Annotated in this window: 19 protein-coding genes and 4 tRNA genes; 7 read left to right on the top strand and 16 right to left on the bottom strand. The window is 60.4% G+C overall.

Features of this window, described 5'->3' with window-relative positions:
- Positions 1 to 13: 13 nt before the first annotated feature.
- The 8 genes from rplL to BW978_RS13540 form a co-directional block, all read right to left on the bottom strand.
- Positions 14 to 391: a 50S ribosomal protein L7/L12 gene (rplL, locus tag BW978_RS13575; RefSeq protein WP_076395903.1), complete on the bottom strand. Its 378-nt coding sequence runs from the start codon at positions 389 to 391 to the stop codon at positions 14 to 16.
- 68 nt (positions 392 to 459) lie between these two features.
- Complete coding sequence (gene rplJ, locus BW978_RS13570; RefSeq protein ID WP_076395901.1) at positions 460 to 978, bottom strand: 50S ribosomal protein L10; 519 nt, start codon at positions 976 to 978, stop codon at positions 460 to 462.
- Between the two features lie 337 nt (positions 979 to 1,315).
- On the bottom strand, positions 1,316 to 2,014 hold the full coding sequence (gene rplA / locus BW978_RS13565; RefSeq protein ID WP_076395899.1) for a 50S ribosomal protein L1: 699 nt from the start codon (positions 2,012 to 2,014) through the stop codon (positions 1,316 to 1,318).
- 2 nt (positions 2,015 to 2,016) lie between these two features.
- On the bottom strand, positions 2,017 to 2,448 hold the full coding sequence (rplK, locus tag BW978_RS13560; RefSeq protein ID WP_076395897.1) for a 50S ribosomal protein L11: 432 nt from the start codon (positions 2,446 to 2,448) through the stop codon (positions 2,017 to 2,019).
- Positions 2,449 to 2,597: 149 nt separating this feature from the next.
- Positions 2,598 to 3,128: a transcription termination/antitermination protein NusG gene (gene nusG, locus BW978_RS13555; RefSeq protein ID WP_076395895.1), complete on the bottom strand. Its 531-nt coding sequence runs from the start codon at positions 3,126 to 3,128 to the stop codon at positions 2,598 to 2,600.
- Between the two features lie 16 nt (positions 3,129 to 3,144).
- Positions 3,145 to 3,345, bottom strand: a complete 201-nt coding sequence (secE, locus tag BW978_RS13550) for a preprotein translocase subunit SecE (protein ID WP_054149598.1) — start codon at positions 3,343 to 3,345, stop codon at positions 3,145 to 3,147.
- A gap of 179 nt (positions 3,346 to 3,524) precedes the next feature.
- A tRNA-Trp gene (locus BW978_RS13545) sits at positions 3,525 to 3,600 on the bottom strand.
- A gap of 118 nt (positions 3,601 to 3,718) precedes the next feature.
- On the bottom strand, positions 3,719 to 4,348 hold the full coding sequence (locus BW978_RS13540; RefSeq protein WP_139330525.1) for a hypothetical protein: 630 nt from the start codon (positions 4,346 to 4,348) through the stop codon (positions 3,719 to 3,721).
- Positions 4,349 to 4,582: 234 nt separating this feature from the next.
- Here BW978_RS13540 and BW978_RS13535 point away from each other — a divergent pair, with 234 nt between their 5' ends.
- The gene (locus BW978_RS13535; protein WP_076395891.1) at positions 4,583 to 4,957 is read left to right on the top strand and encodes a pentapeptide repeat-containing protein; all 375 of its coding nucleotides are present in this window, start codon (positions 4,583 to 4,585) and stop codon (positions 4,955 to 4,957) included.
- A gap of 107 nt (positions 4,958 to 5,064) precedes the next feature.
- On the opposite strand, the gene tuf is transcribed toward BW978_RS13535, so the two are convergent.
- From tuf to BW978_RS13520, 3 genes are all read right to left on the bottom strand, one after another.
- The gene (tuf, locus tag BW978_RS13530) at positions 5,065 to 6,240 is read right to left on the bottom strand and encodes an elongation factor Tu (RefSeq protein ID WP_069041580.1); all 1,176 of its coding nucleotides are present in this window, start codon (positions 6,238 to 6,240) and stop codon (positions 5,065 to 5,067) included.
- A gap of 224 nt (positions 6,241 to 6,464) precedes the next feature.
- Positions 6,465 to 6,538 (bottom strand) — tRNA-Gly (locus BW978_RS13525).
- Positions 6,539 to 6,559: 21 nt separating this feature from the next.
- Positions 6,560 to 6,644, bottom strand: a tRNA-Tyr gene (locus BW978_RS13520).
- A 218-nt stretch (positions 6,645 to 6,862) separates the two neighbouring features.
- Here BW978_RS13520 and rlmB point away from each other — a divergent pair.
- The 3 genes from rlmB to BW978_RS13505 are packed head-to-tail and all read left to right on the top strand — an operon-like array spanning position 6,863 to position 9,790.
- Complete coding sequence (gene rlmB / locus BW978_RS13515) at positions 6,863 to 7,744, top strand: 23S rRNA (guanosine(2251)-2'-O)-methyltransferase RlmB (RefSeq protein WP_076395889.1); 882 nt, start codon at positions 6,863 to 6,865, stop codon at positions 7,742 to 7,744.
- Entirely contained in the window at positions 7,744 to 8,538 is a 795-nt protein-coding gene (locus BW978_RS13510; RefSeq protein ID WP_076395887.1) for an HAD-IIB family hydrolase, read from the top strand. The genes rlmB and BW978_RS13510 overlap by 1 nt, the downstream gene beginning before the upstream one ends.
- A gap of 37 nt (positions 8,539 to 8,575) precedes the next feature.
- Positions 8,576 to 9,790: a glycosyltransferase family protein gene (locus tag BW978_RS13505; RefSeq protein ID WP_076395885.1), complete on the top strand. Its 1,215-nt coding sequence runs from the start codon at positions 8,576 to 8,578 to the stop codon at positions 9,788 to 9,790.
- Positions 9,791 to 9,814: 24 nt separating this feature from the next.
- Here the strand turns inward: BW978_RS13505 and BW978_RS13500 are convergent, their stop codons facing one another.
- Positions 9,815 to 10,789, bottom strand: coding sequence for an MliC family protein (locus BW978_RS13500; protein WP_083697589.1), 975 nt, complete (start codon positions 10,787 to 10,789; stop codon positions 9,815 to 9,817).
- A gap of 85 nt (positions 10,790 to 10,874) precedes the next feature.
- Positions 10,875 to 10,950, bottom strand: a tRNA-Thr gene (locus tag BW978_RS13495).
- A gap of 194 nt (positions 10,951 to 11,144) precedes the next feature.
- On the opposite strand from BW978_RS13495, the gene BW978_RS13490 reads away from it, so the two are divergent.
- The 3 genes from BW978_RS13490 to BW978_RS13480 all read left to right on the top strand — a co-directional run bounded on the left by BW978_RS13490 (position 11,145) and on the right by BW978_RS13480 (position 13,214).
- Positions 11,145 to 11,918, top strand: coding sequence for an NAD kinase (locus BW978_RS13490; RefSeq protein ID WP_076395883.1), 774 nt, complete (start codon positions 11,145 to 11,147; stop codon positions 11,916 to 11,918).
- Between the two features lie 8 nt (positions 11,919 to 11,926).
- Positions 11,927 to 12,403: a hypothetical protein gene (locus BW978_RS13485; RefSeq protein ID WP_076395881.1), complete on the top strand. Its 477-nt coding sequence runs from the start codon at positions 11,927 to 11,929 to the stop codon at positions 12,401 to 12,403.
- A gap of 91 nt (positions 12,404 to 12,494) precedes the next feature.
- Entirely contained in the window at positions 12,495 to 13,214 is a 720-nt protein-coding gene (locus tag BW978_RS13480) for a class I SAM-dependent methyltransferase (protein WP_244551961.1), read from the top strand.
- 57 nt (positions 13,215 to 13,271) lie between these two features.
- Here the strand turns inward: BW978_RS13480 and prfB are convergent.
- From prfB to BW978_RS13465, 3 genes are all read right to left on the bottom strand, one after another.
- Positions 13,272 to 14,400, bottom strand: a protein-coding gene (gene prfB / locus BW978_RS13475) for a peptide chain release factor 2 (protein WP_175616882.1) whose coding sequence is annotated in 2 segments (ribosomal slippage) — positions 13,272 to 14,330 and positions 14,332 to 14,400 — 1,128 coding nt in all. Because the reading frame shifts where the segments join, the coding sequence is not laid out codon by codon here.
- Positions 14,401 to 14,505: 105 nt separating this feature from the next.
- Entirely contained in the window at positions 14,506 to 16,959 is a 2,454-nt protein-coding gene (locus BW978_RS13470; protein WP_076395877.1) for a penicillin-binding protein 1A, read from the bottom strand.
- Between the two features lie 242 nt (positions 16,960 to 17,201).
- On the bottom strand, positions 17,202 to 18,470 hold the full coding sequence (locus BW978_RS13465; RefSeq protein ID WP_244551960.1) for an N-acetylmuramoyl-L-alanine amidase: 1,269 nt from the start codon (positions 18,468 to 18,470) through the stop codon (positions 17,202 to 17,204).
- Positions 18,471 to 18,923 lie beyond the last annotated feature (453 nt).

The following is an 18,923-nucleotide window of genomic DNA, read 5'->3' as shown; positions in this document are numbered from 1 at the left end:
CCGCATTCCGATATTACTTAACGTCGACCTTAGCGCCGGCGTCTTCAAGCTTCTTCTTGAGGTCGGCAGCTTCAGCCTTGGAAACGGCTTCCTTGACAGCCTTCGGAGCGCCTTCGACGAGATCCTTGGCTTCCTTGAGGCCCAGGCCGGTGATGGCGCGGACTTCCTTGATGACGTTGATCTTGTTGGCGCCGGCATCCGTCAGGATGACGTCGAATTCGGTCTTTTCTTCTTCAGCCGGAGCAGCAGCAGCGCCACCGCCAGCAGCAGCAACGGCTACAGGAGCAGCAGCCGAAACGCCCCACTTTTCTTCGAGCAGCTTGGAAAGCTCAGCGGCTTCCAGAACGGTGAGAGAGGAGAGGTCTTCAACGATCTTTGCGAGATCAGCCATGTTACTATTTCCTTATAGATGTTCGGTTCGACACGAACGGGTTAGGGTATGAACAGCGAAAAACCGCCTTACGCGGCTTCGTCCTTCTTTGCATAGGCCGCAAACACGCGAGCAAGCTGAGCTGCCGGTGCTGCCACAACGCCTGCGATGCGGGTTGCCGGGGTCTGAATCATACCCAGCAGCTTTGCACGCAGTTCGTCCAGCGAAGGCAGGGTCGCAAGCGACTTGACTGCATCTGCGGACAAGGTGGTTGTTCCCATGGCGCCACCGAGGACAACGATCTTGTCGTTGGTCTTGGCGAAATCCATGACGACCTTCGGAGCCACAATCGGATCAGCGCTGAATGCAATCAGCGTCTGGCCCTTGAAGAGATCGGTGATCCCTTCGGCTTCCGTGCCCTGAAGAGCGATCTTGGCCAGGCGGTTCTTCGCGACTTTGACGGTGCCGCCAGCAGCGCGCATCTTCGAACGAAAATCGTTCATCTGCGCAACCGTGACACCAGCATAGTGGGCCACAACAACCGAACCGGAAGCCTTGAAGACTTCGTTCAGTTCTGTGACGAATTCGCGTTTTTCCGCTCTTTCCACTGTCTGTCTCCAGTTAATGGGACCGCAATCCTGCAGGCCCCACCGGGTTTGCCTTTGCCTCAAGGAATCCATTTCACAGATCCCGAGCGACGCTTGAGGATCCTGTCCCCTCTGGATGGACTATTCGTCCAGCCACAAGGCGAATAAGGCTCGAACCGAACTTCAAGACGTCATCAGACGTTTAAATACCGGATCTTACCCGTCTCATGCAGGCAGATATTAAGGCCCTGAGGCCGCCCACAATCTCGGACAGGAGTGCCTGGTTTTGACACCAGACATTTCCGGCCCCGAAAGGCCGGAAACTGTTTTGACCGAAGCTTCACGCTTCAGTCGAATTTCAACCGACGGTAACCGTCGACGGCTCGATGCGAACGCCCGGACCCATGGTCGAGGAGAGAGCAACGCGCTTCAGGTAGTTACCCTTGGCGCCAGCCGGCTTTGCCTTGATGACGGCGTCAGCGAAGGCCTTGATGTTTTCTTCCAGAGCCTTGGCGTCGAAAGATGCCTTGCCGATGCCGGCATGGATGATACCAGCCTTCTCGACGCGGAACTCGACGGCACCGCCCTTGGATGCCTTGACAGCACCGGCGACGTCCATGGTGACGGTGCCGACCTTCGGGTTCGGCATCATGCCGCGCGGGCCGAGAACCTTACCGAGGCGACCGACGAGCGGCATCATGTCGGGGGTGGCGATGCAGCGATCGAAATCGATCTTGCCGCCCTGGACGATTTCCAGCAGGTCTTCGGCGCCGACGATGTCTGCACCGGCGGCCTTGGCTTCGTCAGCCTTTGCGCCGCGTGCGAAGACGGCGACGCGAACGTCGCGGCCGGTGCCGTTCGGCAGGTTGACCACGCCGCGGACCATCTGGTCTGCGTGACGCGGATCGACGCCGAGGTTCATGGCGATTTCAACGGTTTCGTCGAACTTCGCGGTGGCGCGCTCCTTGACCAGAGCGATTGCATCCGAAAGGGCAATCAGCTTGGTAGGATCGATGCCTTCGCGGCTCTTCTGGATACGCTTTGCAACCTTAGCCATGATCAAGCCACCACTTCCAGGCCCATGGAGCGGGCAGAGCCCTCAACCATCAGCATTGCGCCTTCGATGTCGGCAGCGTTCAGATCCTTCATCTTGCCTTCGGCAATTGCGCGGACCTGAGCCTTCGTGATCGTACCGACCTTCGCACCCTTGCCCGGAGTCTTCGAGCCGGAGGTGATCTTTGCTTCCTTCTTCAGCCAGTAGGTAACCGGCGGCTGCTTCATTGCGAAGGTGAAGGACTTGTCCTGGTAATAGGTGATGACGACCGGGATCGGCATACCCTTTTCCATTTCCTGCGTGGCGGCATTGAACGCCTTGCAGAATTCCATGATGTTAATGCCACGCTGACCAAGTGCCGGGCCGATTGGCGGGGACGGGTTTGCCGATCCTGCCTTGACCTGGAGCTTGAGCTGGCCTGCAACTTTCTTAGCCATTACTCTCTGCCTTTCATTTCAGACCGGTTTCCCGATCCAGTATGCCAACTTAAAGTTGGCGGCTGCGGTTGCGTGGTGCGTCTGGACGGTCCGGCTTAAGAGACCGCCATCCTCCCACGCGGGTCGGGGAGTTACCTCCCCTTCTCCGATCAGACCTTTTCGACCTGACCGTATTCAAGTTCGACGGGGGTCGCACGACCGAAGATCGAGACCTCGACCTTGAGGCGCGAGCGCTCTTCGTCCACGTCCTGGACGATCCCGTTGAAGGAGGCGAAAGGACCGTCGGACACGCGAACCTGTTCGCCGATTTCGAAGGAAACGGAGGACTTCGGACGCTCGACGCCTTCCTGGACCTGGCCCAGGATGCGCTCAGCCTCGAAATCCGGGATCGGAACCGGCTTGTTGTCGGAACCGAGGAAGCCCGTGACCTTCGGGGTATTCTTGATCAGGTGGTAGGCTTCGTCTGTCAGGTTCGCCCGCACCATGACGTAGCCTGGGAAGAACTTGCGCTCGCTATCCACCTTGCGGCCGCGGCGAACCTCGACCACCTTTTCGGTCGGCACGAGGATCTTTTCAAAGAGATGATCAAGGCCCTTCTGACGCGCCTTGTTCTCGATGTCTTCCGCGACCTTCTTCTCAAAATTTGAATACGCGTGGACGATGTACCAACGTGCCGCCATGTTCGTCTCCGCCCGATTAATTGCCGACGCTCAGCACAAGGCCGAGCAACCAGCTGATCAGCTGGTCCGCGCCGAAGAAAAACAGCGCAGCGAAAAACACCATCGCCAGGACCATGAGCGTCGAAATCGTGGTCTCGCGACGCGAGGGCCACGTCACCTTGGACGTCTCGGAGCGTACCTGCTGCAGAAACGCGAATGGATTACCCTTGGATGCCATTTAATGCCCACGCATTTACGGCGCGTAAAGCCGACCTTGGTCAGCCCCACGCACCGCGTGTCTGTTTGAACCCTACATAGAGACCCATTCCCCTTTTCACAAGGGGAAATCGTCTCCAGCACTCTTTCGGCTTTGCCAGATCTTCTTGCTCGTCGCAGCATAACGCGCGCCGTGCGACTTGGCAGGGGCAGCCGGGCTTGAACCGACGACCTGCGGTTTTGGAGACCGCCGCTCTACCAACTGAGCTATACCCCTAAGCCTTACATCGAACCGGAACGCTCCCGTCCGAGGCATGGAGCACCCTTTAAGGCGGGCGCGCCGGATTGGCAAGTGTCTTTTTTCTGCTTTTCACCAGAGCGGTCAAAGGCATCGCTCACCACTGCCGCTCAAAGCGCGCATTAACCCGCGCGGCAGGCTGGTGTGCGATATCGGAAATGACCGCGCGCAGCTTGATACCGGGCCGCAGGCGTTTCTCGACGGCCAGTTCGGCATGAAATGGCGCCGCACTGTCCATCACCACACCACCGGTCACCGTGGTGTCTAGCCCGCCGAAGAAAAGCTTGAGGTTCTGGCGGGCGGCGAACACAGCGTCACCATCATGGCGGCGTCCCGCTTCAAGTGCGCGGTCGAGCGAGAGCGTCGCCGGGCCCTCGTCCATGAGGGCGCGGGATTGGCGGAGAGCTGCGCGGGCTGCACCGCTCACGAGATCGACCGTGAGGCCGACGGAGGCCGGGTTTGCCGCAGTCTTGCGCAGATCAACCTCACCCCAGAGGCGCATGGGTGGGTGAGACGTGCCGGAATTCGTGGGGGTCGCGCGGCGCAGATTCGATTCGGCCCCGAGCCGAGGGCGCCCGGGCATGTCGAGGGCGACACCGGTGCGGATGCCGAGATCGTCGGCAGACCCCGTGGCATTCCACACAAAGGCGCCTTCCTCGGCCGCAGCCGTCGAGGACCAGAGGAGCAGCGAAATCAGCAACCAGGTAGCGAGAGGATTGCGGGCCATCGGCAATACGTCCGGTATGTAGGGCGCAGCCAAAGGCAGGCCTGGGCGAATCAGGATGGTTTCAAAAGTAACTGAGCGCGAATCAGACGAGAAGTAGCAGACGCGCATGGAAGCCATGCAGAGAGAATGTCAGGAGTTTCCTGACGTTGCGGGCCCGGGAGTGGCGCCGGGCGGGCGCTTGCCATGTTCTCGGCTTTGGCTGATACTTACCCCTTGCCTTCGCGGAGGACATCCATGATCCGTATCAGCAATGCCGCCCTGCCCGGTTCCGAGTTCGACGATGCCGACCTGTCGGAAGCCCGCTTCAGCGACGTCTCGCTCAAGGAAGCCGTGTTCAGCAATGTGGACCTCGGCCGGAGCCTGATCACCGATGCCAATGCCGAGCAGATGGTGATCCGCAATGTGGCGATGAATGCTGCGGTCATGGAAAATGTGGTGATGCATGCAGCGAGCCTCACGCATGTCGACCTGAACGGCAGCACAATCCGATTCGCCAGCCTCGCCGGCACGTCGATCGCCGAATGCGATCTGACCGGCCTGACGATCAACGGCTACCTGGTGACGGATCTTCTTCAACTTGCCGAAGACCAGTTGCTGCAGCGGGCTTGATCGCACGAACTGCCTCCGGGTCTCGCGGTTTCCATCCACGCATTAAAAAAAGGCCCCGCTGTTTCCAGCGAGGCCTCTTTATTCCTATCGATCGATCAGATCAGCGATTACTCGATGATCGAAGCGACGATGCCGGCGCCGACGGTACGGCCGCCTTCGCGGATAGCGAAGCGCAGCTTTTCTTCCATCGCGATCGGAACGATCAGCTCGACTTCAACCGTGACGTTGTCGCCCGGCATAACCATTTCCGTGCCTTCCGGAAGCGACACGATGCCGGTCACGTCCGTCGTGCGGAAGTAGAACTGCGGACGATAGTTGGTGAAGAACGGCGTATGACGACCGCCTTCTTCCTTCGTCAGGATGTAGGCTTCTGCCATGAACTTCTTGTGCGGCTTGACAGAGCCGGGCTTGCACAGGATCTGGCCACGCTCAACCGCATCGCGGGTAACGCCACGCAGAAGTGCGCCGATGTTGTCGCCAGCCTGGCCCTGATCGAGCAGCTTGCGGAACATTTCAACGCCCGTGCAGGTCGTCTTCGTCGTCGGACGAATACCGACGATTTCGATTTCTTCGCCGACCTTGACGATACCGCGCTCAACGCGACCCGTCACAACCGTACCACGGCCAGAGATCGAGAACACGTCTTCGATCGGCATCAGGAACGGCTGGTCGATCGGACGCTCAGGCGTCGGGATGTAGGCGTCAACCTGAGCCATCAGCTCGCGGATCGCGTCTTCACCGATCGTCTTGTTCGAATCTTCAAGAGCGGCCAGAGCCGAACCCTTGACGACCGGGATGTCGTCGCCCGGGAAGTCGTAGGACGACAGAAGTTCGCGAACTTCGAGTTCAACGAGCTCGAGCAGTTCGGCGTCGTCGACCTGGTCAACCTTGTTGAGGAAGACAACGATCGCGGGAACGCCAACCTGACGGGCGAGCAGGATGTGCTCGCGGGTCTGCGGCATCGGGCCGTCGGCGGCCGAGCAAACCAGGATCGCGCCGTCCATCTGCGCAGCACCAGTGATCATGTTCTTAACGTAGTCGGCGTGGCCGGGGCAGTCGACGTGCGCGTAGTGACGGGCAGGCGTCTCATACTCGACGTGTGCCGTCGAGATGGTGATGCCGCGCGCCTTTTCTTCCGGAGCGGCGTCGATCTGGTCATAGGCCTTGAACTCACCGAAATACTTGGTGATCGCTGCCGTCAGAGACGTCTTGCCGTGGTCGACGTGGCCGATCGTGCCGATGTTGACGTGCGGCTTGTTGCGCTCAAACTTACTCTTTGCCATTTGAATGCTTCCTGTGAACGAAACGGGGTTGCCCCGGCGAACCGGTTTGGTCCCGCCGTTTAAGGCTTTCATGCGCAATGCGCAAGCGTTAAATGACAAGCCTTCCGGAGGCCGAAACGCACGGTTTCCACAGCCGAATCCGGCAGGCGTTCAATGCACTTCACGCAAGGCGAAGCAGAGTTGGAAAACCGTTTGAAATTCAGACGTTAGGGTCGGAAGGTGTCTGGAGCGGGTAACGGGAATCGAACCCGTGTATTCAGCTTGGAAGGCTGCTGCTCTACCATTGAGCTATACCCGCATTTTCAGATCCGAGGACGAATGGTGGAGAGAGTTGGATTTGAACCAACGTAGGCTGAGCCAACGGATTTACAGTCCGTCCCCTTTAACCACTCGGGCATCTCTCCATTCTTTCGTCCGGATCTGGCGACCAAGCTTTCTAGTCCAGACCAGAGTGCGTCGCCCCCTGATCTGCGGCGGGTATATGACGGCCCAACCGGCTCATGTCAACACGAAGTTTGACGAAAAATTCCGAAAAGTTTCATAGGCCAGACACATACCCGGACGCACAGGGGATTTTCTGCCTGGGTCTATGCCCGTCCCCTGCTCGCCGCTATAAGGGCGCATGGCCAAAGATCCGAAAACCGAAAAAACCGCCCGCGACACCCATTATGCAACGCTGCGCCGACAGGTGCGCGATGCCAAGCGTGAGCGGGGCGAAATCCCCACTCCCGGACCGCAGAAGCCGCGCAAGAGCAATGCCGACTGGACGCCGCCAAAGCTCGCACCCGAGCAGGTCCTGCTCTACGGACTGCACACCGTGCGCGCCGCGCTCGACAATCCCAAGCGCAAGCTGATCAAGCTTTCGGCTACACAGAATGCGCTCGTCAGGCTCGAGATCTCGTCTGTGGAAAACCTCGGCATTCCCTTCGAGACGGTGACGCCGCAGGATCTGGACAAGATCCTTGGTCCCGAAGCCATCCATCAGGGCGTCATGCTGGAAACCCGTCCGCTTCCCCCGCGCCGACTGGAAGCGTTGAAAGACAGCCCCCTGATCCTCGTGCTCGACCAGGTGACCGACCCGCACAATGTCGGCGCGATCATGCGCTCGGCCGTCGCCTTCGATGCGGGTGCCGTCATCACCACCCAGCGACACAGCCCAACAGAATCGGGCGTTATGGCGAAGTCGGCTTCCGGCGCGCTGGAACTCATCCCCTATATCCAGGTCACAAACCTTTCGGATGCACTGGGAGAGTTGCACAAGCTCGGTTTCTTCTCGGTCGGTCTCGATTCGGAAGGCCCCGCCCCCATGGAAAAGGCGCTCAGCGGGGACCGCATCGCGCTGGTGCTCGGTTCCGAAGGCAAGGGCTTGCGGCAGAAGACGCGTGAAACGGTGTCGGCGCTGGCACGCCTGGATATGCCCGGCGCCATCAAGTCGCTCAACGTCTCCAATGCGGCGGCGATTGCGCTCTACGCCTCACGCCAGCATCTGGCGACCAAGGGCTGATGAAGCTCGTCTTCACCGATCTCGACGGAACGCTGCTCGACCACGACAGCTATTCCTTCGAGGCGGCGCGGCCGGCGCTTGATCTTCTGGCGTCACGCGGCATTCCCGTCATTCTCGCCAGCAGCAAGACAGAAGCAGAGATGCGGCCGATCGCGGAAGCGATCGGTATTGCCCATCCGATGATCGTCGAAAACGGCGCGGGCGTCGTCGGACTTGATACGGAATCAGCCTTTTCCAGGGAGGATTTGCAGAGTCCTTACAACGACCTACGTTCTTTTCTTAGGGAATTACCTAAAGAGCTCGCCACCTGCTTCGAAGGCTTTGGTGACTGGAGCGCAGCGCGGGTCGCGGCCGAGACAGGGCTGCCACTCCCCGCAGCCGAACTTGCTCGCCAACGGCTCTTTTCCGAGCCGGGTCGCTTCACCGGCACCGAGGTGCAGAGGCAGGCATTTATGGCGCTGCTTGACGCGCAAGGCTTCACCGCCGTCCAGGGCGGACGCTTCTTCACTCTTATGCCCAAGACCTCCAAGGCCGAGCGCATGGCCGAGGTCGTCGTATATTACCAGCGCCTCAGCGCCGGCGAGATGATCCGCACGGTCGCGCTTGGCGATGCGCCGAACGATCTCGCAATGCTGCAAGCCGCCGATTGCGGCATCATCATCGCCAATCCCGCACACAAGGCCCTGCCAGTCACGGAGCGGGAGACAGAGGGCGCCATTTTGCGCTCGGAACAATCCGGCCCTGAGGGCTGGAACATCATGATCCACCAACTCGTTGCCACGGGGTTTCTCTGAGTCGGCCGCAACCGACTTCATCACGAAAGGATTAGATATGGCGGATTTTCACCAGAACGGCGTGGTTGCCACCCTGCACAATCTCAGGGAGCGATCGCTGGAGCGGATGGAGAAAGAGCTTACCGTCTTTTCCGCCTCGCGACCGATCACGCTGATCCTGCCGTCGCTCTATTCCGAACTCGAGGCCCCTGCCCTCGAAAACATCGTTTCCGAACTTTCCCAGGCGCCCTACATCTCCGAGATCGTCATTGGGCTCGACCAGGCCGATCAACAGCAGTTCCGGCATGCGAAGCAATACTTCTCGCGACTGCCGCAAAAGCATACGATTCTCTGGCATGATGGGCCCCGGCTGCGTGCCGTCGACGAGAAACTGAAGGCAGAGGCCCTTTCGCCCGACCAACCCGGCAAGGGGCGCAATGTCTGGTTCTGCATGGGTTATGTGTTGGCCGCCCGGCAGGCCGGCGTGGTTGCCCTGCATGACTGCGATATTGTCACCTATTCGCGCGACATGCTGGCGCGGCTCGTCTACCCCGTCGCCAATCCGCGTTTCCCATACGTCTTCTCCAAGGGCTATTATCCGCGCATTGCGGACCGCTCGCTCAACGGTCGCGTGACGCGGCTGCTCGTGACGCCGCTGCTGCTGAGCCTCGAGAAGGTGATCGGGCATCACCCTTATATCGACTTCCTCAAGGCCTTCCGCTATCCGCTCGCCGGCGAATTCGCCATGCAGACCCAGATCCTCTCCGATATCCGCATTCCCTCGGACTGGGGGCTGGAGATCGGGGTCCTCTCGGAGATGTGGCGCAACTACTCGACCCAGTCGATCTGCCAGGTCGACATTGCCGACGCCTATGACCACAAGCACCAGCCGCTCTCCCCTGAGGATGCGGCCAAGGGCCTGTCACGCATGTCGATCGACATCACCAAGGCGCTCTACCGCAAGCTCGCCACCGACGGGGTCGTGTTCGGCAATGACGCCTTCCGGACGCTGAAGGCCACCTATTACAGGACGGCTCTCGATCTGGTGGAAACCTATTACCACGATGCCCGGATGAACGGGCTCACCACCGATCGGCATCGCGAGGAACAGGCAGTCGAGCTGTTTGCGGCGAACCTGATCGAGGCGGGCCAGGTCTATCTCGACAATCCGAATGCCACGCCCTTCATGCCGAGCTGGAACCGTGTGCAGGCCGCCCTGCCCGACCTTTTGCGCGACATACAGGATGCCGCGCGCCTCGATGCCGACGACTGAACGGGGATCTGCCGGTGCGCGCCTTCACATGGAAGGACGGCAGGCCAGGTCGCCATCGACGGCAACGAAGGACGTGCCGGACACCGACAGCGTGCGCTCGACCGGATAATCGATGACGCTTGGCCAGGCTTCGATCGCCTTGGCAGCGTCGGGATCGGCATCGATTGCCGGCTGATAGGCGGCACGGCAATCGGGCATCGCACGATCGGCGGCAAGGCCGAGTTCCTGACGGATGGTCGCAGCACAGCTCTCCGGAGCCGCCAGCAAGGAACAGGAAGCCGCGTGGGTGCGGCGATAGCGCAGGGTAAGTTCCTCTCCGACCAGGGAGAGAGCGCTAAACTCGCCGGCAATCAGATCCTGCATCAGTCGCGCACCAGTGCGGGCGTCGTAGACCACGAATGGCAGGCCGCCATTCAAGCCGTCGGCACCGCGGAAGAAGGCGTAAGGACCGACAGCACCCCAGAGATAGCCGGCCGTGTCGTCCTCAATCTTGCGGTCGAGGGTCGGATTGAGCTGGCAGGGGCCCTCGGACGAAGCGATGTAGATCCCTGCTGCGCCCTTCTCGCCGAGATCGAGTTCTTTCAAGGCAAAATTGGGATAACGCAGGCAGGTGAGCTTGCCCTTCATGTCGAAGCCGGTGTCCTTTTCGGCGAGTTCGACCTCGGCGCGCGTGGCGCGATCGAACTGACCCGTCACCTCGCCGGCATTGCGGCAGGTGACCGGCGCCATGCGGCCGATGGCAAACTGCAATTCCTCGCCCTTGCCACGCAATTCGTAGCGGCCATTCGAATACCAGAAACCGCTCGCGGCCTGTTGCTGCGGCAGGGAAATCTTGGACCCGTCGGGGATCGTCACCTCGGCCTGCGCCTCGCTGAAAACGACGGTCAGGGTCGTGCTGTCGTCACACGCATACTTGATGTCGGCAGCCCGGCTCTCGGCCGGCAGCAGAAACAGGGCAGTCGCGGCCAAAGCCAGGCCGGCATGAAACGTCTCGCGCATCGGGTCTCCATCGGCTGTCGGCCGAGACCATGCCAAAGAAGTGCCTGTCAGGACAATGGGAAAAACGAAAATCTGTGGTGAGAAGTGGTGCCCCCGCCAGGGTTCGAACCCGGGACCCCCTGATTACAAATCAGGTGCTCTACCAACTGAGCTACAAGGGCAATGCGGGGTGTTTAGGCGGAAATCGGTTTGCGGTAAAGCAAAAAATCGGGCCAAGGTTAGCAGAAATGGTGAATAAGTGCGCAGAGGCCAGATGCTTCGGCCGTGCGCACGCCGAACCGATTCCGGGCCGAAACGGCTTGTGGTTCCAGCTAGTTGTCATGTACCACTTGGCGACATTTCATCAGGGCTCGCCATGTCTCGCACGTTCCGGTCGCTCGCCTTCATCGCCTCCAACACAGACGAAGCCCAGGCTTCGCGCAATGAGCTGATTCGTCGCTACGGCCATACCGAGCCGGCCGAGGCCGACGTCATCGTGGCCCTCGGCGGCGATGGCTTCATGCTACAGACGCTGCACGACACGATGAACACCGGCAAGCTGATCTATGGTATGAATCGCGGCTCCGTCGGCTTCCTGATGAACGACTATTCGACCGACAATCTTCCCGAGCGTATTTCGGCGTCGGTCGAGAATGAATTTCATCCACTGAAGATGACGACAAGCAATACAGACGGGTCGGTCTCCTTCGCATTGGCGATCAACGAAGTCTCGGTTCTCAGGCAGTCCTACCAGGCAGCCAAGCTCAGGGTGATTATCGACGGACAGGTCCGTCTCGAGGAACTGATCTGTGACGGCCTGATGGTGGCGACGCCGGTTGGTTCGACCGCCTATAATCTCTCGGCCCATGGGCCGATTCTGCCGCTCGAGGCACCGTTGCTGGCGCTCACACCCGTCAGTGCCTTCAGGCCACGGCGCTGGCGTGGAGCGTTGCTGCCCGACAAGGTGACCGTGGTGCTCGAGGTGCTGGAGCCGGAGAAGCGGCCGGTCAACGCAGTGGCCGATCATACGGAGGTCAAATCGGTTCTCCGGGTGGAGATTGCGCAGTCGGAGGACACGACGGCGCGTATCCTGTCGGATCCCGACCGCTCCTGGTCCGATCGAATCCTCGCCGAACAGTTTTCCGATTGAGGTTTCCGATGAAGGTTCTCGCCGTCTCCGCCCTATTGGCCCCTCTCCTGTTTTCCGCTCCCGTCATCGCGGACGAGATCAATGCGCTGCCGGTGACCGCCACCTTCGTGATCAGCGGCGGCTATTGGGAATCGGCGCCGGAAGGCGTTGCCGGTGTCGAGACGCCGGTTGGAGGGGGCGCACGCGGCTACTACAAGCTGGTCGCCATCCGCCAGGCCGACCGGACCGCTCGCATCCATCTGCAGATGATCGCTTCGGGCGAAGGCGGGCTCAGGCTTGTCGAGAGTGTCGAGCTCGAAGAGTTCACGGCCATCAAGCCCTATGTCACGGGCATTCGTCCCGAAAGCATGACCGGGGTTGCTGGAACGCCCGGATTCTTTGCCACCGTTTATCTGAAGACTTCGCCGGAGACCGATCGTGTCGAGGAATGGACGGTACTGATCGACGAGCTCGGCGACATCAAGGTGGAACGGGCGAGCAACTGATGCTGCGTTAACCAAGCATTAAGCATCAGATTTACAAGCACATCATGAATTGCCTATGGGTTTCCTTCTCTGCCAGCGCCAGGAACCCTTCATGCTCAACATCTCCCCGACATCTTCGGGCAATCGGTTCCGTCGCAGGCGCATCGAACAACTTGGGCGGATGATCGACGATGTCGTTCGGATGAAGGGCACCTGCCGCATCATCGATCTCGGAGGGACTGCCGAGTTCTGGCAGACATGGCAATACCAGCTCGATCTGGCGCATACATCGGTCGAATGTATCAACCTTGCGGACCAGTCCGAGAACCAGGGCGACTATCCGCCAAGCGTGAAAACCACGATCGGCGATGCCTGCTCACTTCCGCTGTTCGAAGACAATGCCTTCGATATCGTCTTCTCCAACTCGGTGATCGAGCATGTGGGAACCTGGGCCAGGAAGCGGGCCTTCGCAGCTGAAGTCAGACGACTTGCGCCATCCTATGCGATCCAGACACCGAGCTTCTCCTTCCCGATCGAGCCGCATGCGAGGCTGCCCTTCATTCACTGGCTACCCAACCCGATGCGGTATCGGACGCATTTGCTGATGCGCACGGGGTTTTATCCGAAGGCCGCCAACCTCGACGAGGCCATGGGCGCGTTGGAGGATGCGAGCCTGCTCGACCGTCGCCAGATGCAGCACCTGTTCCCGGACGCCTCGATCTGCACGGAGACGTTCCTCGGATTTGCGAAATCCTTCACCGCGATACGCCACACCGTGGCGGATGCGACTGTTGCGGATCCGCCGCGGGTGAGGAGCATGGCGTCGGCATGAAAAAAGCGGAGCACCCGGTGCCCCGCCTTCTAAATTCATATCCGCTGATCGATGCGATCAGTCGATGTCCGACACTTCGGATGCCTTGCCGCTGATGCGGTGGGCCAAGGCGGCTTCCATGAACTCGTTGATTTCGCCGTTCAGGACGCTATCCGGATCGGTGCTTTCGACGCCTGTGCGCAGGTCCTTGACCAACTGGTAGGGCTGCAGAACGTAGGAGCGGATCTGGTGACCCCAGCCGATATCCGTCTTGGAGGCGGCTTCGGCATTGGCCAGTTCTTCGCGCTTCTTCAGTTCGACCTCGTAGAGGCGGGCGCGCAGCATATCCCAGGCCTTGGCCTTGTTCTTATGCTGCGACCGTTCCTGCTGGCAGGCAACCGCGATGCCGGTCGGAATATGCGTGATACGCACGGCCGAGTCGGTCGTGTTGACGTGCTGACCGCCAGCGCCTGAGGAGCGGAAGGTATCGATGCGGCAATCACTCTCGTTGATATCGATCTGGATCGAGTCATCGACCACGGGATAAACCCAGATGGACGAAAACGAGGTGTGGCGACGGGCGTTCGAATCATAGGGCGAGATGCGGACCAGACGGTGCACGCCCGATTCGGTTTTCATCCAGCCATAGGCATTGTGGCCCTTGACCAGAATGGTCGCGGACTTGATGCCGGCTTCTTCGCCGTCATGCACTTCCAGCACTTCCACCTTGAAGCCCGAGCGCTCGGCCCAGCGGGTATACATGCGCAGGAGCATGTTCGCCCAGTCCTGGCTTTCCGTACCGCCGGCGCCGGAATGGACTTCTATATAGGTGTCGTTGCCGTCAGCTTCGCCAGACAGCATGGCCTCGACCTGGCGGCGGGCCGCTTCAGTCTTCAGGGCCTTCAGCTGGTCTTCGGCGTCCTTGACGACGCTCTCGTCGCCCTCTTCCTCGCCCATCTCGATCAGCTCGATGTTGTCGTTCATCGCCTGTTCGAGGCGCTTCACGCCAGCAATGCTGTCATCCAGCTGCTGGCGCTCGCGCATCAGCTTCTGGGCTTCCTGGGCATCGTTCCAGAGGTTCGGATCCTCGGCCTTGTTGTTCAACCAGTCCAGTCGTCTTATCGCCTGATCCCAGTCAAAGATGCCTCCTCAGCAGGCTTATGGCCTGCTTGATTTCGTCGACGACATTCTCGATTTCATTACGCATGCGTTCGGTTCTCAACCTCTGAAACTGGTGAAAATCTGGTCTTTCGCATAGTTGCGCCCGGCCCTGATGTAAAGGGCCGGGCTGCGACTGATGCTAAGGATTGGCTTAGAAGAGACCGCCGGAACCGGAGGTGACGGCCTGATTGGCCTGCGGCGAGTCGCGCAGAATTTCTTCCGGCGGCGCGTAGCCGTCCATGCCGATGATCGACAGCGTATCGGCAGGACCCGTGCCAGGCTTGAAGGCCTCGATGATCGTATCCTGCTCGCCCTCATAGGCGAACATGCCGGTGGTTCGGTTGACCGGAATGAAGCTCATGCCGGGCGGTACGAAGAATTGGCCGGGAGGCGTATCGGCGGTTGCCATCTGCATGAAGTCGTTGAAGACGGGGGCTGCAAGCGAACCGCCGGTCGAGCCGCGTCCCATGGGCGCCGGCTGGTCGAAGCCGATATAGACGCCGGCGACCAGGTCGGGTGTGTAACCGACGAACCAGGCGTCCTTTTCGTCATTCGACGTGCCGGTCTTGCCAGCGACAGGGCGGCCGAGCTCGATCTTACCGGCAGCCGTGCCACGCGTCACGACACCTTCCATCATCGAGGTGATCTGGTAGGCCGTCATCGGATCGAGAACCTGTTCGCGGTTGTCGACGACGACCGGCTCTTCCTGGCCGGTAAAGCGCTCGGCATTGCAGGCCTCGCAGATGCGGTCTTCGTGACGGAAGATGGTTTTGCCGTGACGGTCCTGGATACGGTCGATCAGCGTGGGCTTGATCTGCTTTCCGCCATTGGCGAAGACGGCGTAGGCGGAGACCATGCGCATCACGGTGGTTTCACCCGAGCCGAGCGACATGGCGAGCACCGGGTTCATCTTGTTGTAGATGCCGAAGCGTTCGGCATATTCCGCGACGAGGTTCATGCCCATGTCGTTGGCGAGGCGCACCGTCATCAGGTTACGCGACTTCTCGATACCGAGACGCAGGGTCTGCGGGCCAGCCGAACCGCCGCCGTAGTTCTGCGGACGCCAGACCTGGCCACCGGAGACGAATTCGACGGGTGCATCCATGATGACCGACGCCGGGGTGTAACCGGTGTCGAGAGCGGCCGCATATACAAAGGGCTTGAAGGACGAACCGGGCTGACGCATCGCCTGGGTCGCACGGTTGAATTCGGACTGGGCGTAGGAGAAGCCACCGGCAAGTGCCAGAACGCGGCCCGTATGCGGATCCATGGCGACGAGACCGCCCTGCACCTTCGGCAACTGGCGGAGACGGTAGGCGCTTGAGCCCTCTTCCTTGGCCTCGACATAAACCACGTCACCCGGATTGAGGACACCGACGGGCGACTTGCTCGACTTGCGCTCGGCGCTCGCGGAGCGGAAGGCCCATTCCATGTCACCGGGTGCAATGCGACCGCGCACGCGCTCGGCAACGACCTTGCCACCGCCTTCCTTGGCGGGTTGCAGGCCGATATCGACACCATCGGCGGCGACATCGAGCACAACGGCGACCTTCCATTCCGGCACATCGGCAAGCGCGGGGATTTCGGCGAGCGGAATGCCCCAATCACCTTCCAGCGGAATGGTCTTGATCGGCTCGCGGAAGCCGCGACGCTGGTCATAGGTCAGGAGGGCCGACTGCAACGCCTTGCGGGCTGCGATCTGCATCTTCGGGTCAAGCGAGGTGCGAACCGAAAGGCCACCTTCATAGAGCGACTGGTCGCCATATTTCTCGATGATCTGGCGGCGGACTTCCTCCGCGAAATAATCCGATGCGAAGAGCGAAGAACCGGTGCGACGCAGGTTGACGCCGAGCGGCTCCTTCTTGGCCTCTTCGGCCTCTTCACGGACAACGAAGCCATTTTCGACCATGCGGTCAATGACCCAGTTGCGGCGCTCAATCGCCGCCTCGGTGCGGCGGAAAGGATGGTAGTTGTTCGGTCCCTTTGGTAGGGCTGCGAGATAAGCCGTCTCGGCGATGGTGAGTTCCGTCACCGACTTGTCGAAATAGGTGAGCGCGGCCCCGGCGATGCCATAGGCATTCAATCCGAAGAAGATCTCGTTCAGATAGAGTTCGAGGATCTTGTCCTTCGAATAGGCCTGCTCGATGCGGAAGGAGAGGATCGCTTCCTTGATCTTGCGGTCCATGGTCTGGTCGGACGACAGGAGGAAGTTCTTGGCCACCTGCTGGGTGATCGTCGAAGCACCCACCGGGCGACGGCCAGAGCCGAGGTTCTGGACGTTCACCAGGATCGCGCGGCCGAGGCCGGTGATGTCGACGCCGGGATGGTTGTAGAAATTTTTGTCTTCAGCCGAAAGGAAGGCTGCCTTGACGCGATCCGGGATCGCCTGGATCGGCAGGAACAACCGGCGCTCGCGGGCATATTCGGCCACCAGCGCGCCGTTGCCGGCATGGATGCGGGTCGTCACCGGCGGCGAATAGCTGGCGAGAACCTCGTAGTCCGGCAGGTCCTTGGTCACACCTATCAGATAGACGGCGACCACCGCCGCAACGCCGAGCGCAAGCACGGACGCCAATCCGAAGAGATATCCAATCAGTCTGATCATGTTTCCGCTACCGGCTCTGCTTCAGGTTCGCGCGCTCTTTTTTAGAGCTTCGCATACCCTGTGGCGTTTTGCACGTCATGCGGTGGATGGCAAGACATGCGGACTTCACGTGTAAGGCCCCGCGATTCGAGATCGCTCACCTTGGCGTAACCTACACCGGAGTAACGGAGACAATGTGAGGAAAATAGGGCCGTTAGCGGCAGAAATCCGCCTCGACCACAGGTTCCCTTGGCGGATGTTGCCTAACCGCCATTGGCGAACTGCGGCTCGCGATAGCGCTTGATCGCCTCGACCAGAAGATCGGCCACCCTGTCGCGCCAGACTGGATCGAGCAGGAGCTTTTCATCTTCCTTGTTCGACAGAAATCCGAGTTCCAGAAGAATGGAGGGTACATCGGGCGCTTGCAGCACGCGGAAGCCGGCATGGCGATGCGGATTGTTGATCAGCGAGATCTGCCCTTCGAAGGATCCGACCACGGCCTGGGCCATGGCGATCGAGAAGGCCTGCGTCTCGCGACGGGTCAGATCGAGCAAGATGTCGCCGACCTCCGGCTCGGTTTCGGTCGGCAGCTGCACCCCGCCGATGGTGTCGGAAAAGTTCTCACGCTCAGCCAGCTGGGCCGCCATGTGGTCAGAGGCCTTGTCCGAGATTGTATAGACGGTGGCACCCCGGATGTCGGCCTGGCGCAGCGTGTCGGCGTGCAGAGAGATCAGCAGATCGGCGCCCTTCTGCCGTGCAATCAGCACCCGCTCGGAGAGCGACAGGAATTTGTCGGCGTCGCGCGTCATCACGGCGCGGATGCCGGGCTGCCCTTTCAGCTTGTCGTTCAGGATCTTGGCAAAGGCGAGCGTGATGTCCTTTTCTGCCATCTTGGTGGACGCCCCTGTGGCGCCGGCATCGATCCCGCCATGGCCAGCGTCGATCGCAATGACGAATTCGTCGGTCGCCGGTGCCGCAACGGGCAGCTCGCTTGTGGGCGACGCTGCCTCATGGATTTCGCTCCACCCCTGCCCCGATACGAGTGCGGCAAAATCCTGAGCGGGAACTAGCTCGGCATCGAGAACCAGCCGATAGCCACCCTCGGCCTCGTTCGGCATCACGGTGGCGGTTGCGAGCCGCGCGGGACGTGCCGCCGTCAGAACCAGACGCGCGGAGGCGGCATCCATGGACCCGTAACGAATGTCGCTGAACAGGCCAGTCGCCTTCAGGTCGTCTTCCGCGAAGGCAAATGCCGTGGCTGGAAGGTCGACGACAATCCGGTCGGGATTGGCAATGTAGCGCGTGGCGATCGTCGGCGCGCGATCGAAATCAAGAACAATTCGGGTCCGCGCCTCGTCTCCGGCGATGCGCGCACCATAGGCTACGAGACGCTCGGCAGGCGCCTCGGCAGTCACGGCACGGGCTGCGTCGACAACAGCCGGAATCGGCGCCAGCCAGACGAGCGCCGCCAGAACGATTCGGCCCCAAAGCGCAGGTTTTCGCCCAGCCGATACCGCCAATGCTCTTGTCAAATCCCGCTCCCGTCGCGGCAGAGTCACAACTGTGACACAAATCACAAGCCGCACGCTCCGCCATTTTCTGCAATCGTCCGCCGCTTGCCTCGCCTTGCCGGCCCGATGAGCGTCAAAATTGCGGTTCGGAACCGCTTTCACCCTCGGAATCACGCACACAGAGGCAGCGTCTCTAATTCACTGCCATTATGGCATAAATCCGTTTGCTCTTGCTATTGTGACGTAGAAAACATACAAGGCAAACGAGGGATAAAAGTGCAAACGGGATAGAATTCCGCCCACGGCTGCCAACCTCAGACAATGGAATTGGCGCCTGTTCAACCGGACATTCATCTGCCGTCGCCGCATTTTTTCCTGAAACTGGTTCAACACGCCGACAAGGTCGGCACATCATCGGTGGCTCTCCACCATCAGCTCTTTACCGAGCATTCATCGGGCCCTGAGGGGTTCATA

Origin of the sequence: Rhizobium sp. RU33A (genome assembly GCF_900156055.1) — a bacterium.
In the GTDB taxonomy this organism is placed as follows: domain Bacteria; phylum Pseudomonadota; class Alphaproteobacteria; order Rhizobiales; family Rhizobiaceae; genus Allorhizobium.
The sequence above is the reverse complement of the archived record's forward strand: the minus strand, read 5'-3'. Positions and strand labels throughout refer to the sequence as shown.